Origin of the sequence: Paenibacillus sp. H1-7 (genome assembly GCF_022354825.1) — a bacterium.
GTDB lineage: Bacteria > Bacillota > Bacilli > Paenibacillales > NBRC-103111 > Paenibacillus_S.
On the sequence record NZ_CP031168.1, the window covers coordinates 5223431 to 5240180 of the forward strand.

Annotated in this window: 12 protein-coding genes; 2 read left to right on the forward strand and 10 right to left on the reverse strand. The window is 47.7% G+C overall.

Translation table 11 applies throughout. The features are described from left to right. Window positions 1-50 precede the first annotated feature (50 nt). Window positions 51-1358: an ABC transporter substrate-binding protein gene (locus DVH26_RS23010; RefSeq protein WP_239625832.1), complete on the reverse strand. Its 1308-nt coding sequence runs from the start codon at window positions 1356-1358 to the stop codon at window positions 51-53. A 64-nt stretch (window positions 1359-1422) separates the two neighbouring features. Beyond that, window positions 1423-7086: a pectinesterase family protein gene (locus DVH26_RS23015; protein ID WP_239625834.1), complete on the reverse strand. Its 5664-nt coding sequence runs from the start codon at window positions 7084-7086 to the stop codon at window positions 1423-1425. A 202-nt stretch (window positions 7087-7288) separates the two neighbouring features. Here DVH26_RS23015 and DVH26_RS23020 point away from each other — a divergent pair, with 202 nt between their 5' ends. Further along, window positions 7289-8101, forward strand: a complete 813-nt coding sequence (locus DVH26_RS23020) for an AraC family transcriptional regulator (RefSeq protein ID WP_239625837.1) — start codon at window positions 7289-7291, stop codon at window positions 8099-8101. Window positions 8102-8299: 198 nt separating this feature from the next. Here the strand turns inward: DVH26_RS23020 and DVH26_RS23025 are convergent, their stop codons facing one another. Together DVH26_RS23025 and DVH26_RS23030 are read right to left on the reverse strand one after the other, a co-directional pair. Beyond that, window positions 8300-8515, reverse strand: coding sequence for a hypothetical protein (locus DVH26_RS23025; RefSeq protein WP_345774011.1), 216 nt, complete (start codon window positions 8513-8515; stop codon window positions 8300-8302). Beyond that, on the reverse strand, window positions 8512-9279 hold the full coding sequence (locus DVH26_RS23030) for a cyclase family protein (RefSeq protein WP_239625839.1): 768 nt from the start codon (window positions 9277-9279) through the stop codon (window positions 8512-8514). Before DVH26_RS23030 ends, DVH26_RS23025 begins: the two co-directional genes overlap by 4 nt. A 154-nt stretch (window positions 9280-9433) precedes the next feature. Between DVH26_RS23030 and DVH26_RS23035 the strand changes: the two genes are divergently transcribed. Next, a complete protein-coding gene (locus tag DVH26_RS23035) occupies window positions 9434-9760 on the forward strand; it encodes a hypothetical protein (RefSeq protein ID WP_239625841.1) in 327 nt (108 codons plus the stop codon). Between the two features lie 400 nt (window positions 9761-10160). Here DVH26_RS23035 and DVH26_RS23040 read toward each other — a convergent pair whose 3' ends face one another. The 6 genes from DVH26_RS23040 to DVH26_RS23065 form a co-directional block, all read right to left on the reverse strand. Further along, window positions 10161-11900: an ABC transporter ATP-binding protein gene (locus tag DVH26_RS23040; protein WP_239625843.1), complete on the reverse strand. Its 1740-nt coding sequence runs from the start codon at window positions 11898-11900 to the stop codon at window positions 10161-10163. A 310-nt stretch (window positions 11901-12210) separates the two neighbouring features. Then, window positions 12211-13017 carry a LysM peptidoglycan-binding domain-containing protein gene (locus tag DVH26_RS23045; RefSeq protein WP_239625845.1) on the reverse strand — a complete coding sequence of 269 codons (807 nt, stop codon included), beginning with the start codon at window positions 13015-13017 and terminating at the stop codon, window positions 12211-12213. Window positions 13018-13094: 77 nt separating this feature from the next. Further along, window positions 13095-14072, reverse strand: coding sequence for an aldo/keto reductase (locus DVH26_RS23050; RefSeq protein ID WP_239625847.1), 978 nt, complete (start codon window positions 14070-14072; stop codon window positions 13095-13097). Between the two features lie 50 nt (window positions 14073-14122). After that, window positions 14123-15067: an aldo/keto reductase gene (locus DVH26_RS23055; protein WP_239625849.1), complete on the reverse strand. Its 945-nt coding sequence runs from the start codon at window positions 15065-15067 to the stop codon at window positions 14123-14125. A 256-nt stretch (window positions 15068-15323) separates the two neighbouring features. After that, complete coding sequence (locus DVH26_RS23060) at window positions 15324-15797, reverse strand: DeoR/GlpR family DNA-binding transcription regulator (protein WP_239625851.1); 474 nt, start codon at window positions 15795-15797, stop codon at window positions 15324-15326. Between the two features lie 128 nt (window positions 15798-15925). Then, on the reverse strand, window positions 15926-16744 hold the full coding sequence (locus DVH26_RS23065; protein ID WP_239625853.1) for an aminoglycoside 3'-phosphotransferase: 819 nt from the start codon (window positions 16742-16744) through the stop codon (window positions 15926-15928). Window positions 16745-16750 lie beyond the last annotated feature (6 nt).

Consider the following 16750-nt stretch of genomic DNA (forward strand, 5'->3'; position numbering starts at 1 on the left):
TCTTGCCGTTTTGTGCGCCTTCGTATTGTTCTAATCCAAATGAGTTAACGTTATTTTCTAAGCTCCGCCTCGATCACTTTATTGGCCGCATCTTCCGCTTGGCGCAATACCGTGTTCGTATCCGAATTCCCCATAATGTAATTAGGAATAGCATCCGTTAGCGGCTTCTCCCCGATCGAATCGAATTTTCCTTTCTTCGGCACTACCGGGAACTTGTTATAAAACAAGGCATTCCAGTTCAGTTTCTTCGAATAATCTCCTCCCATTGACTTGCGGATCGTTTCATCCTTGAGCGGCGAGATGTACCCCAGCTTGGCGCGCGCTGTCTGATATTCCTCGGAGACCAAATATTTAATGATTTCCATGGCCGCCTCTTTATGCTTCGATGAGGAGGATAGGTTTACATACGTTGGATACGGCTGGAAACTAACCCCGGGCAGCTCCTTGAACGTCGGAGCGGACACCATATCGAAGTTCACACCAGGAGCCGAGCCGTCCGAGACCATGTCTGAGAAATAAACGTACATCGCCAAATTTTTCTTTTTCAAGAAGTCATCCTTGGCCGGCACCTTATTGTTGTTGCCTTTCATGTATTCTATGAACAGAGGGTCCGTAGACTCACCTTTAAAAATCGTGTCCATCACGATCTTCCACTTCTCATTGGCATAAGTCGACTTGTTGGAATCTGCATCAACATAAGGCACGGAGAACGGATTCAGCTTCAGCACATGCCCGGTGGAAGCCGCCAAACCGATATACGTTACACCGTCCTCCGTCCGTGTCAGCTTCTTGCCAAGCTCGATCGTTTCGTCCCAAGTCATGCCGTCCTTCGGGTAAGCGATTCCGAATTTATCGAAGATATCCTTATTATAAAAGGTGACGAGGCCCATCATACTGATCGGAAGTCCGTACATCCCGCCATTCGCAAGTGATTTCATGGCATCGATGGAAACCGGCTCGAATTTGCTCAAATCGATATTGTTCTTTTTGATAAGCTCGGAAATATCGGACTGCAGTCCAGGGACAATCAATCCGTCTATGACACCGGTTTGCGCTTCGAATATCAGATCTATAGCGGTACCGGCGGTAACGAGCTCCTGGATCGACGAACCGGCAGTCTTTTGAATATAGTTGAATTTCCAATTAGGGAACTTCTTTTGCAGATAGCTTGTAATACCCGCGTTAAAGCTGTCGGAAGCGGTACCGGCACTGGAAGTCATCGTAATCTCGAGCGGTGCGTTAAAATCGACGGCGTTAGCTGGCTCCGCCGCCTTGTTATTCCCCTGCGTCCCGCTGCAGCCTGCCGCAACGAAGGTGCACATTGCCAAACTAATTGCACTACACAAACTTTTTTTCATTGGAATCCCCACTCTCTCTTTATTCATTCAATAGAAGGGGGCCGCTAGGCGGCCCTTAAGGTTGTTACGGATTGCCTGAATCGTGAGGAACGGTCACTGTTTCAGAAACCGTATTGATGTTGCCGGCTTGATCGGCAGCGGTGTAGGTTATGGTATACACGCGACCGGAGCCTTTACCTTCTCTTTCTGCACGAAGCATAAAAGTAGTGTCATACGTACCGTATGAGGCTTCTTGAATATCAGGTTGTTGGTCTTTTCCGGCGTCGTTATCGTTCTCATTACTGGTGATTGAAGTTAGGACGACCGAGTCCAGATGGGATAGTGCGTCTTCTGCATAAACGGATGCGGTGACGGTTACCATTTTATGATTCGCAGGCCATAGCACCTTTTTATCCAAAGTTACCTTAAGGCTTGGCGCTGTTTTGTCGATTCGGACGGCAGCCGTACGCTTCGCCTCTACATTGCCCGCTTTATCGACACTCCAGTAAGTGAGCGTATGCACGCCTTCTGTCGTAACGGTTACGGAGCTTCCTTCTTGTTGGGCACCTCCGTCGATGCTGTAGTAGGTTGAGGCAATTCCGCTACCCGAATCACTTGCTGTCAGCGTTACCGTCACATCCTTGTTGCTCCAATTCTCCGGTGCATCGTCTTTCGTGGTTGGCGCTGTAATATCCATATGATTTCGGCTTGCAATCAGGGTTGGATCCCATCCGTCCGAACCGGCCATCATCAGCTGAACGGTATACTCGTTCGCTTCCTCCGGCTTCAGTTGTTTGGACCAAGGAGCCCTGCCCTTCGGCTCGGCACTTGAACCGGTATTGTTGTACTCGTAATATCGGGCCGTTGCTTCGTTCTCGACTCTGCCCCAGTTATTCCATCCGGCAGGATGTACAATATCACCCAAATCCGTGTTCATAAAGACAGTGTGCGCGAACGGTCTCCAAGGTCGGCCCAAGTACATGTTGTTCACTCCGGGCTCGGCTGTAAACTTGCTGTTGATGAACAAATACCCGTATTTCTGGTTCTCCGGTGTACTCGCTGCCGTAACATAACCGCCGGAGCGTACATTGTGAATCGTACTGTTTTTGAAGACAGCGATCGACGGCCCGTAAATGAAGTCAACAGCACCTTCAATATAGCTGTCCGTTACATAGAGCCGTTTGCCGGTAGCATTCGTGAACAATGTATCTTGAAAGCCGATCAGCCTCACGTTGTTCAGATAAGCACGGTCACCTCTAAGGTCAAGCGCAACAGCCACACCGGCCGTGCCAGCACCGTTAGCGAACGTAATATTCTCCGCTATAAAATCATTCGATTCAACGGCGGTCGCTCTCTCGTTAAATCCTGTCCCGGTTATCCCTGTATAAGTGATAACCGTGTTTTCTTTGTCTTCTCCAATGAAGCTGACGGCATGCTTGGTAGCAGGAATCGTTACTTGCTCCTCGTAAGTACCGCTGCGAATATAGATGACGGTTCTGGCTGTGTTCCCCGCCGGTATCGAATCAACGGCATCCTGAACCTTCGTAAACGCCCCGCCCCCGTTTTTGTCAACAACAATAACAGCTGCCGGTACCGCTTCTTGCGGAAAGGAAGCAATGCCTTCCGTCTTGTCGTTGACAGAGCTGATAGCGTAGTAATACGTTGTACCGTTTGTGACCGCCGTATCTCTGAACGCGAGTTCATTAACAGCAGCAATGGTCGTAAAGGGACCGTTCATTGAGAGTGCCCGTTTTACATGATAGAAACTGGCTCCGGGGACGGCTGTCCATTCGATATTTACCATTTGACTGCCTGCCAATAGACGAATATCGGACGGTGCTTTCAAAGTGTTGGCTGGAACCGGAATGACACGTATCGAATCAGAGTTCGCACTAGCTGTGGTACCGTTCGCTGCGGACACCACATAATAATAAGCGGTACCGTTGGCCAAAGCTTTATCTTCAAACTGAGTGCCGGATAGGTTCTCGGCAATGACGGTATAAGGGCCGCCGTTAACGGTGCTTCGTTTCACTGCATAAGTCGCTGCCCCTTCGGAGGCATTCCATGAAATTGTACTTCGGGTGTCTCCGGCAATCGCGGTCAATCCCTTGGGCGACTGCAGAGGTGCAACCGGACGTACCGATTGGACGGCCGAGTTCTCGCTCTCGCCGGCAACGTTGGTTGCAGATACAACGTAATAGTACATTTTCCCGTTATCTAGGCCAGTATCGCGGAAAAACGGATCCATAACATTATTTTTCACCACTTGAAACGGCCCTTCTGCATTATCACTTCGCTTGATTGAATACGCAGCGGCATTTTGAACGGGCTGCCAGGAAAGATCGGCTTGCGTATTTCTTGCATCCGTCTTCAGTGCAGCCGGAGCTTCAGGCTTAATCGCGGATTCCGAAGGCGTTACGGTAACTTCATTGGAGTTGCCGCTATCCCCTGATTCTCCATGTGCTATTACCACATAATAGTACGTGGTGTTATTCGACACTGTAGAATCCGTAAAGGTAGTTGCCGTAACATTCGGTCCGACGATTTCGTACGGACCACCTTTTGTTGTACTTCTTTTCACGGAGTAGGAAAGTGCGCCGTTAGTAAGCGTCCAATCCAATTGAACCTTGCCATTGCCCGGTATCGCAGCTAAGCCTTGGGGAGAAGCAACCGGCTCGACATAAATTTTGAAATTATCAAAGTACATGGTCCCTTTTCCGGTTCCCGGAGTTCTTCCGATAATGCTACTGCCCAATCCCAGAGTTCTCATATCGTCTTTCAAATCGATATCCTTAGCTGCAAGCACGTTATCAATATAAATATCCATCTTGTTCGCTGCTACATTGGCTACAATTTTGATATTGTACCAGCGGTTGTTAGCCAGCTCCATGAGCTTCACGTCTTGACTGTTTTTATTCTTATACGTCAGCATGTACTTATCTTCCGGAACCGGTAAGACCGGCTTCCGAAGCTCGATGGAGATCGGAGTCTTCGTTGCTTTCTCGTCCTTAACCTGAAGCACAATGGATGTACCAGGGTGGGATGGAGACATATAGTCCGTTTCAAAAATTACCGTGCTGGTCTGTTTAGGGAAATTCCTTACGATTTGCGTACTGCCCGGTGCATTATCGTATACTTTGAGAGCTTGGCTTGATGAGTTTCCGATCGAATCTTCCGGGACCGGTTGAACCGTCACGGTATGGTCGGCATCCTGCGGATTTGGTGTCACTGCATATCCGTCCGGCGTTGAGCCGATAGCCGACTCTTCAAAATCGTCATTCGCGTGGTACACGGTTCCCGGTGTGCCGGTTGGAACTGCACTGACCACATCGGAAGGAATGCTTTCCCCATTCGCGTTAACAGAAGTTATGACATAGTAGTAAGTCATTCCAGGAGTAAGTCCGGTTTGCGTAAACACTGGCTCGGTTAAACCGGCGGCAACTTGCGTAAAAGGCCCTTCCGGCAGTTGGCTGCGCTTCACGTTATAGCTCTTCGCATATTCAGCGGGATCCCATGTAAGAGTAATCTGCTCATTGCCTGGGGTCGCTGCAACATGGACAGGTGCCGTCGGTAATTCCGTAGGCAGCGCCGTAATGGTTACATTCGAAAAGCTGGATGTATTGTATTTATCCACACGGTTATTAGCTTTGGATGCATCGGCAGCCAGACCTGCATATATCTCGTTAGGCAGCGATACATTGGTAGTACCTACCAGCGTCCAATTCACTCCGTCAGGAGATACGAACGACGTGAACTGGTCTCCTGAACGGACCAATTTGGCCCAATAAGGCAGCTGAAATTCGCTGTCCGGAACAATTTGCGATATCTCCGCGCCCTTCGCCGTCCGGCTTAACGTTACGCCCCGCTTCCCTGTTTTCATATAAGGAAACACGAGGGATACAAAGGCGGACGATGCGTCCAGGCTCTCGCGGAACATAAGACCTGCTTCCGCTCCTTCGTCGGTAGGCGTAATGCTGTCTATTTGGGCAACGATTTCCATATTGCCGCTCATTTGTTGATAAGCGAAATGGAATGCGTCTTGAGTCCCCTCGATATCCCCCGCCGATTTCACCGTAATGACGCTGCCGTCGGAACCACTAAGCTGCGTATGTCCGGGTATGCCGGGTGCTCCAACATCTGCTGCCGTCCAAGGCGCAATGCTCCCTAGTTGGTTCGCGTGGATTGTAACATTCGTTGAATACGTTGCCGTCCCTGTATTATCAATTGCCTTTGCAATCAAATAGTGCGTTCCATCCGGAACGTTGTTCCAATCCAAGGTGAACGGAGCCGACAAATCCTCTCCCAGCTTCACTCCGTCACTGTAAAATTCCACTTTCTCAACGGTACCGTCACTATCGGAAACCGTTGTAGTAACAGCCACATCCGAGCCTGTTGGAACGATGGCATTGTTTTGCGGCGCGGTAATCGCGACGTTCGGATTATGGGAACCATTCGTCGTGATCGAGTTCAGATAGATTTCGAGGTTTGTATATCCCTCTGAATTTACCAAACGTCCGTCAGCCGCTTCGTTCGGATTCAAGCCATGCTGCAGCTCCCAGTTGTTGGGCATCCCGTCGCCGTCATCGTCTACCGCATTGGATACTACGGTTTCATACTCAGGGTAGCCGCCGACTTCATTTTGGGAGTTCAAATGTTTACCCGTGCCGTTGATTACATCGTTAATAATTCTTGCATCGACGGGGTCTCTCTTCGGCAATTTGGCTCCAGCCCCTTCAAGAACTGCAGTATAAGCATCCTGAGCGGATTGAGACGGTAAAGGGTTAAGAGCAAACGAAACCGGCGTGTCCAGTTGTTTGTAATCCGGGTACTTATATACGCCCGACCAGTTATCTGCCGTTAAATCAGGGTAGCCTTCCATAACATTACCGCTAATGTAATAGCTTCCCTTGGTTTCTGCATTCAGAAAGCGTATATTCTCCGTATCGGGACCGGGCTTGTAATAGTTGTTGATTAAATTGGTGGAAGCCTCTTTCCCGCCGTAAGATGCGAAATAGCCCCAGTTATACACCACGTTGTTCTGAAAATCGTGATAATTGCCTGCCGTACTGTCAAAAGCCGGGTTGCGGCTCGAATTGTGCGCAATCAGATTATGATGGTAGCTTGTGTTCTTGCCTCCCCAAATCCCGCCATAGCCGTGCTTGCCTTTTACATGACGGCTCAGATGCATCGCCTCGGAGATGACGGACCATTGAACCGTCACATTTTCGTTCCCATAGTTACTCATGACTTCATCCACCGACCAGCTGAAAGAACAGTGATCAATAATGATATTCTTCTGGTATCGTCCCCCGAATGCGTCCGCCTCAGTAGGCATTTTATCCCCCATTCGAACCCTTAAGTAGCGGATGATGAGGTTGCTGGCTTCAAAAGTCATCGGGTAATCGGAAATCGTGATTCCGTCACCCGGAGCGGTCTGACCGGCGATGGTCAGATTGGACCCTGTTATTTTCAACGGAGATTGGAGATGAATGTTGCCCCCTACTTTGAAAATGATCATACGGTTGCTGCCGCTTACTGCGTCGCGTAACGATCCCGGACCGGAGTCGGCAAGCGTATTGACCACATACACCTCCCCTCCGCGCCCGCCAGTAGTGAATTTCCCGCCGCCTTCAGCTCCGGGGAATGCAAGCGGTACCTGGCTCTGTACAGGTTCAGCCGCAGCATTAGCAGGCAAGCAGCCGGATGAAAGCAATGCGGCTACTAACATTTGAGAAAGCCATTTTTTCATTAGCAATCCTCCTCAGGTTTCAATATTGAACTTCATGTACCGGTAGCAATCTTATCTCGGCTTCTATCAAAGAATCCCCCCTTTCAATAAACTGCAGTCAATTATTGGATTTTACATGCTTGCATTTTTGAAAGTTGTTTGTTATTTTTGCTATGGCAGCGGTTACAGTGAACTTATTAGCAATCAAAGGAGTCGGGACCCCATGGAAGAAGACTTTCAAATCAATTTTGCCAGGGCGGATAATGTGGCTATGCCCCGGCTTCACTATCACAACCACTTTGAAATTTACTATTTATTTGCAGGCGAAAGATATTACTATATTGAAAACCGCACTTACTATGTAAAAAAGGGCTCCATGATTTTTGTTAATAAGAACCATATTCACAAAACGTTGGATGGCGGCAAGCTTCATGAACGCGCGGTCGTTTATTTTAATGACACGTTTCTTGAGCAAAATCATGGGAGAGATTTGGATTTGCTGCTATCCCCTTTTTTGAATTCAAACCGGATCGTAGAATTGAATAATATGGAACAAAATTATGTGGAAAATCTGTTGTTTCAGATGAAAAATGAGTACAATGACCGTAACCGCCAAGGTCGCAGTATATTTTTCCAGTCACTACTTGTTCAATTGCTTCTGCTGACGGCCCGAAAGAATGCAGAGATGGCTGATGTAACCTACGTTCCTATGAATAAAAAGATTTACGAGGCTATCGACTATTGCAACGCCCATTTCATGAAACCGCTTACGATGGAAGGTGTCTCTGCGAACTTTTATATAAGTTCATTTCACTTCAGCCGGTTATTTAAGCGCTACACGGGCTTTAACTTTACCGAATATGTGAACATGCTGAGAATTCGTGAAGCACAGAGATTGCTAAGAGAAACCTCCTGCAAAGTAATCGAAATCGCAGAGCAAGTCGGTTACGTCAATATCACGCATTTCAATCGTAAGTTTAAGGAGATCACTATGATGTCGCCTATGGAATACAAGAAGCTGATCAAATCCAAATAAACGGCTGCAGCTTAACCGGCACTCTTCGAGTGTAATGAATAATAACCCTCCCCTCTACATCCATTTTTGTTCGCTTAATCAAACTTTGCTATTTTTGCACATTCTTCTAAGCCCATGTTAAACGCAAACAAGGCTACCGTTTCACGGTAGCCCTGTCATGCGATTCCATACTATGCAGCTGTTTATCCGACGTCGGTATCACAAAGTCTGTTTATCTGAGGCAGGATCGTCCGGTTTGGAATCCATCTTTTTTAATATTTTTTGCAGGGTAGAGTTGATATTCAATAAGGCCATGAATACAAATCCAAGCATAATAAAAGTCACAATCTCTCCAGTGAAGACAGATACGGCTGCTAATAAAACGGCATAGAGGCCATTCAGATATCCATTATTTAAAAATTTCAGGATGATCACTCCGTTCCATCTTCCACGATGGCAACAGGACGAGCCCAGCCGGCACTTGCTTTTTCCACTTTAATTGGAAAACAGCAAATTTTAAACCCGAACGGCTTTGGAAGCTTATCCAAATTAGCCAGCTTCTCAATCTGGCAGTATTCTCGGTCCTTCCCCACATAATGAGCCGCCCACAGAACACCCGGTCTTGGCTGTGCTTTGTAAGCTTCAGCCTGAAGATTAAGCGGAATATCCCAGCCCCAGCCGTCGGTTCCTACTACCTTAATGCCTTGATCCAGCAGCCATAGTGTAGCTTCTGAAGAAACCCCGGCATGAAGGAAGGCATAATGGTCTTGATACAGCTTCTTGTCTGCATCGCTTCGGATCAAGACAATATCAAAGGGCTTCAGCGTATACTGAATCCGGTCAAGCTCGGCAATCAAATCTGCCGCACTAATCTCATATCCCGGCGGCTTCATGCTGAAATCAAGCACGACACCGTCGGAATAAAACCATTCGAGCGGCAGCTCGTCGATCGTTCTGGCTTGCTTCCCTTCCGAAGTCGGCCAGTAGTGCCAAGGCGCATCGATATGCGTTCCGGCATGCGTATTCAGCGTCACCGTTTCCGTAGCCCATGCCTTACCCTCCGGGAAATCTTCCGGCTCAAGACCAAGCACCGCTGCGGCTTGCAGCGCCCCATCCTCATGTGTAGCATATTCGATCTTTGCAGGAAGCGGCTCGCGGATTCGCGGGCTGACCGGCACACTTAAGTCAATAAACTTCATCTAAGCTATCCCTCCTCTACTTTTCCGATTCCCATTTTACCATTCATTGGACTTTCGCTGCTAATTCATTCTGCATGAAGAATAATGAACCCTAGACTAGGCATCCGCATATTGTGAAAAGAAATCATTTTGGAACCTTACGGAGGTTATGATAATGAGTATGCAATACCCGGCAATGCAGCAGCAAGTTCTATATCAAGCCGATCCTAACGTTGCAACCACCTTAAGATCGGTTCGAGATCGCATGCATCATATTTTCAGTACAAATGTAAATAGGCTAGTTCGAGTTCAAACCTTGGACGGGAATACCTACGAAGGCGTTATTGTTCATACAGACAAGAATCATGTTTACCTAAGGGCTTCCCACACCCCGGGACATCGCGGTTTTTTTGGACCTGGTCCGTTCTTTGGCGGCCCAAGCGATGAGGCTATCCTTACCTTGGTGCTCTTCGAGCTGCTTGTCATTGTTTTGCTGGCGTAAGGTCAGCAAGAACGAACCGGCGTTTATCCACTATAATTATGATCTTAAGGAGTGATTATCCATGGCCTATTTGCTACCATCAGGATCACCCGCAGAAGCGCTGCCTCCTCCTCCCGATTTCACACCTCCGTTTACAGGCGAATCATACCTCATAGATTGCTTGTATAATTATACTTATGTATGGTTATGGAACGGAGAAAGCTTCTGGTATTATCCAACCAGTGTTGAGTACGGAGAAGTGTCAGGCTATCGCTGGAGCGGATCGTTCTGGTATTACTACGGGATTGATCCTCGATTCATACGTGCTGTTTCCTGTCCGCCAATTCCTACACTGTACTAAGAGCAGTTGGTAATTTTAGTTAAATCGAACAGGCGCCTGCCGTAAGGCAAGCGCTTTTGTTCATTTGCAACCTCTGTAAGACAGTGCTATCGAATCGGATTCATTTCGCAGCTCTTTATGCCATAATTCTTGAAAGTAGGCGCTGTTCCGGATTAAATCATCGAAGTCACCGTCACCGACGATCTCCCCGTCTTTTACCAGCAGTATCTTATCCACCTCTTGGATGAATTGAAGCCTATGCGCGACTATGATAAGCGTCTTGCCGCTAAACATGGTCAAGATGCCGTCCATGATCCCCTTCTCCGTAATGTTATCCAAGGCTGAGACCGGTTCATCAAGCATAACCACATTCCTTTGCTGTGCAATGATTCGGCCGAAGGCCAACCGCTGCCTCTCGCCTCCGGAGAGCTTCATTCCTCTCTCACCGACGGTAGTATTCAGTCCATCAGGAAAGCTCAACACTTTTTCCTTCAAATGAACCAGATCCAGAATTTCATATACACGTTCGTCCGGAACCTCGTTATCAAAGACAATATTTTCCCGTAACGTCGTGTCAAAGATAGGCGCTTCTTGGGAAATATACGATACATGATCGTATAGACTGTTCAGCTTAAGCTCATCCATTTCAATGCCATCCCACGTAATGCTGCCGGCTTTCTTCTTCAACAGCCCCAGCATTAATTTGACTATCGTCGATTTACCGCTTCCGCTTAGCCCGACAATGGCGACGGAGCTCCCCTGCTTAATGGAAAAAGTAATTCCGCTTAGCAATTTGGAATCCCCATAATCAAAAGCTACATTTCTAAACTCGATGCTTCCTTTAAGCGCCTTCACTTCTCTTCCTGCTTCAAGGTTATGGTCTTCCCGGGCATTTACAAACTCCTCGAGCCGGGTGTAGGTTACCCGATTCAGCTTGTAATCCACGTAAAGCACATTAAAAATGGCGACAGGAGTGTACACTTGATCAATAAACAGGATTAGCGCGATAATGACGCCTATGGAGGACTCACCCGACGTAATCTGCCGGATCCCATAAATCAAAACGACAACCTTAATCATATGGACTAACAGCGCGAATATGGCAAAAAACGATTCATGGATCATTTTAATCTGCGTACTTTTCATGACGATATCACCCGCAGTATTGTGAAGCCGCTCGATTTCCTTCTCATACCTCTTGTTGATCCTGAAGACAACTAGCTCCATGAATCCGCGGATAGCGAATTTGCCCATTTGCTCTTGACTTGTAAGCAGCGAGGATTTGATCCGGTACAGCCATCGGAGAAGGATATGATTGATAAAGAAGATCACTACGTAACCGGCTGCAATGACCAGCATGATGTTCCTGTTATACAGGCTTATGAACACTAAGCTAAAGACGAGGGTCGGGAGCAGCTCATGAAATATTCTCAAGTAAAACGAATGAATGATACTCGTTCCGGCCGATGCGCCGTTTTCGATGATTTTAATCATTTCACCTGTGCCTATACGCTGGTAGGTGGAATAATCCATCCTGGACACTTTGGCGAGTGCCATGATCTTTACCTTTTCCGCTATGCTATTGGATAAATACGTATCGGGATAATTCGTCAAATAATGGAGTGCCGCAGCCCCTGCCAGCAAAGCGCCGTATAGCATGACAAGGGAAGCAACCTCATTCAAATCGTTGGCTGCAGGCACTTTATCTACAATCTCTTGAAATAATTTAATTCCATAAGTGGTGCAAAATTGCGCCAAAAATCCCATCACAACATATAAAAATATCATCCGTTTATATAGGAAAAAGCATTGTTTTAACATGGTAATTCTGCCTCCAAAGAGATAATAAAAAAGCCAAGGATTACGCCAGTTATGGCTAAACAGAACCAATGGGAAGTCCCACTAATCCTTGCTCAGACAAACCAGTGTCCTTGGCTTTATCGAGATGAATGCCGAACGACACCGTTCAAAGGTATAGCTTTCGTATGCTCAACAGGGCAGAGAACCCCCTTGATAGCCGGTACGCGTTGTACCCCGGCCCGAAAACTAGTTACTTCGAACGATTCGGATTAGCATCCATTTCACCTCATTTTGAAGGATATTCCAATTGTATCTGTATTAGATGCAACAATCAATAGAAAATGATGGGCACCTCCACCAAATCCTGAATGCTGCCGTCTTTAGCACTGCGAGTGTAAACCATCAATATCCCTGTTTGAGTGGAGGGAGATTGATCGAAGGTGAGCTGCACATCGAATAATCCGAAAGCCGGAGCGCCTTGTGAAGCCGTCGCCGCACGTTCATGAGTGACGATACGCTCCATCGCGTCGCGAATTTGGTAATTTATCGTCGCTTCGAAGGCACGGGCACTTCCCGTCAAATGCTGTCCGGATGCAACCCTCGTTCCGGGGTACGGCTGGTACACTACAATATTCGCCGAAGACGGCAGCGGGATGACCAAGTGGAACCCGTGATAAATGACATCGGGCGACAGTCCCGTACGGTTTCGGTTCGCTTGCAGCAGCTCGTTCATCGAAACTCCAAATCGTCGGGAAATCCGGTACAGTGTATCTCCCTGCACTACCTCGTAAACGAATGAGGCAACATTTAGCAATTGAGCTACTCGGATAATATCCTGCTGCTGAATGTCGTTGAGTCCGGCCAACATATCAACACTTAACGAGAAGCGTCCGGCGATCGAATACAGCGTATCTCCGGGCTGAACCTGATACAAGACAGAGCTCTGTTCTGCCATTCCCGGCAATCTCGCGAGCAGTACTTGACCGGGAAAAATTCGATTGGGATCTGCGACGGGCGGATACAGCGCATTGCTCTGTATTAGCGCCTGAACATTGGTACCCAATTGATTGGCGATCGAAGACAAGGTGTCCCCCTGGTGAACGGTATACAGCAAATGGGTGCCTGGTGAGATTGGCATGGAAATGCAGCTCCTCTACAGGTAGGTATATCCCCATGATATGCCGCAATCGTCCACTAACATGATAGATATTCCAATTACTTTCTGTTTCGGCTGATTTGGTCTACCGCCTTCAGCTCTTCCACCGTCAATCGCTCAGGCAAATGCTGCAATGCGTCGACGATTTGTTCCGGCCGGGATACCCCCATAATCGCTGAGGTAATAACCGGATTGCTCAGCACCCAAGCAAGGGCGAATTGAGCCAATGTCCAGCCTCGTTCGTCAGCCAGCTTCTGAAGGCTGGATATGATATCGAATGTACCTTCCTCTTCCATAAGCAGCTGCAGCCGCTTCTCTCCTTGTTCTCCGCGCGAGCCTTCAGGGGGCTTTTCGCCCGGACGGTACTTCCCTGTTAGCAACCCGCGTCCTAGCGGACTGTAGACAATTACGCCGACTTTTTCACTTGCACAAAAAGGAAGCAGCTCATTCTCGATTTCACGGGCCAATATGCTGTACTGCGGCTGCACGCTTTCAAAACGGCGAAGCTTGTTCTGCGCACTTACCCCATGGGCCTTGGCGATTTGCCACGCAGCATAGTTGGAACAGCCGATGTACCGGACTTTCCCTTGGTGGACCAGATCGTTCAACGCATCAAGCGTTTCTTCCAGCGGTGTATTCTCGTCAAAGCGATGGACCTGATACAGGTCGATATGATCGGTCTGTAATCGGCGCAAAGAGCTCTCTACTGCCTTCATGATATGATACCGGCTTTGACCGCCGTCGTTGATGTCCGTCCCTACTCTGCCATGGACTTTGGTAGCGAGGATAATGCGATCCCGCTTCCCCTTCAACCATTCCCCGATAATAGCCTCGGATTCCCCGGATTGGGTTGGATCGCCGTTGTCCATCCCACGACCGTACACATCTGCCGTATCGAATAAAGTCATGCCCTGCTCCAATGCCATATCCATAACCCGAAAGGATTGGTCCTTATCGATCCATCTTCCGAAGGCCATGCATCCCAAGCTGACCTCCGGCACCTTCAAGCCTGTGTTGCCAAGCACCCGGTATTGCATCTACTCTCACCTCTTCACGAGAATCATATTTGCTCTATGCGATTGGTTTCTTAAACCGGTTTCGTTTCTTTCCACGCGGACGGGTGATCCTCACTTACCAAATCAAGATCCGCCGCAGCGGCATTGGCTATGACCTGCTCAGGGCTTTTGCAGCCGGGAATTACGCTGGTAACAGCCTGATGCTTAAGACACCATGCGAGCGCCCATGTGGCCATATTGACGCCGGCCGGCAGCTCGTGATTCTGAATTTCCAGAACCTTTTGCAGTTTGATGGCCGTTTGCTCTTTGTCATGCCTCGAACGGACGTCATTGTCCGCAAATTCAGCGCCGGGCTTATATTTGCCGGATAAGTATCCGCTAGCCAGAGGGACGCGGGCAAGAACGCCGAGGTCCTGACGCTCACAAGAAGGGAATACCCGGTTTTCCGGCGTTTGATCAAGACGGTTATAGACAACTTGAATCGCTTTGGCATTCACTTTGGAGGCCGCATCCGTTTGGTGCAGATTATCATTGCTGCCGATAGAAATACCGAGATTTCTAATTTTACCGGCTTGAACTTGCTTGTCCAGCATCGTCCACAAATCATCGTTATCGAATACTTCATCCGGGCCTGAATGGAATTGATATAAGTCAATATAATCGGTTTTCAAAGAGTTGAGCGATGCTTCCAGCTGAAGAAGCACCTCTTCGGCCGACCAATAATTCTTAGCTGCATTGTTCCGGTCCGCATGGTTATGCCCGAACTTCGTAGCAAGCACCCAATTCGCTCTGCTGTTTCTGCGGGCTATATAATCGCCGATAAAGCTTTCCGAGAGATGATGACCGTAGCACTCTGCCGTATCGATAAGATTAATGCCGACCTCGGAAGCCGTATCCAGAATGGCATCCACTTCATCCTGCGTAAAATCCTTACCCCAAGCTCCGCCAAATTGCCATGTGCCTACTCCAACTACGGAAACTTTCATCTCTGTTTTTCCCAGTCTGCGATATTTCATTAGTGGCATTCTCCTTCGTATCGAGGTTTGGATGACTCTACTTCATTATACGGGTGTACTGCAGGCCCAACAAGAAATGAAAAAAAGGTACGCTAGTTTCCAAAACGTAACCGATAGCTGCTCCATGCGAAACTCGTACTCTATACATTCCTTGCTGCTAGAGGCTCTCTGTTGGAGACAAAATCAAATCTCGTCGGATTCATCCCTCGCTTCGGTCTTGCAAATAATCAGGCGGCGAATCGCATCCCGCAGGCTGTCACGAAGATCGGGCGGAGTATCTTCGTCCGTTACAAGCGTATGAATCCGGTTCAGCGATGCCTTCCGGACCGAATCCCATACAGGAGAAAATCGCTTTGTCAAAGCGATATTGACGGAGCTCACAGTGTAATTTATATCCGAACGTCATGCCGTCCTCATCCACTTCTCCCCCGACCATATAGACCTTGATCTTCCCTTTCTTCTGGATCAGGTTTAATGTGACCAATGAGGAATTCGTAACGATAGTAAGGTTCTTATCAACAGGTATATATCTGGAGAGCACGAGCCCCGACGTATTTCCGTCGATGAAGACACTGTCGCCCTCCTCCAGAAGAAGCACCGCTTCACGCGCGATAGCTTCCTTCCGCTCCAAGTTAAGCTGCATTCTGTCATAAAACGGCATATCCCAAGTGGTTTGCTCTCTTTTGACGGCACCGCCATTATTATTACCGTTGTTTACACAATACAGCATGGTTTTATGTAAAACCGGTCACAGTCAGTGGAAGAACAGTAATCCTTACGCTGGTTGTTCGATTTTGGATGGCAATAAAAAAAGCCGGCTTAGATAAGCCGACACCGTTACGTATTCAATTCAACTAGCTATTGTGGCAGTGAATAATAATCCATTCCTCTATAGCCATTGAAGGCAGATAGAAGTCCGCAAAGACGAAGCCTCTCATGATCAATCCATTGTTTTCCATAGGATTGAAGGAATGTTTCGGCATAGCTGCCGCATTTTAAATTAAATTCCAGTGACCAAAGACCCCAAAAAATATCATAATGGCGATCACCTATACCACCATACCCCACATCAATAAATCCGCTTAATCGAAAATCATGCAAAATGACATTCGGCAAGCAATAATCGCCATGGATGATTGTATTATCTTCACTGGCATTATTGAATAAAGAAACCAAATCCGCGTAAGCGGCTTCAATATTCGTATAGCCCACATATTGAAGAAGACTGCTTTCCACTCTACCCTTGCGATAATTTCCCTCTGCGCGCATAACCATTTTCTCAAGATCGTTACTAATCGGACAATCCGAATACCGGACATGATGGAAATGGGCAAGACTTTCGGCAAATACTCTGACTAATCGATCCGGCTGTGCAAGATACTCATCACTTGTTGCATCGCTGCCTGTAACTCGCTCTGTAAGTAAATAATCCTTTGAATCATCGGAAATGTAAAGTATTACTGTTGGACAGATCCCATATTGATGCAAATATTCCGTCATCAGGACCTCATTTTGCAAATGTCCCTTAGGCGTAATCTTCAGATAACAATGGTAGTCATTCTTTTCAATGAGATATACCGATGCCCTGACTTTGTTCTTAATGACTGTCACTGCCGCTTCTCTTGCATAGGTTTGTACCTCTATAGGTAAGGAGTCGTAAAAAGCCGTTGTAGCCATCCATCG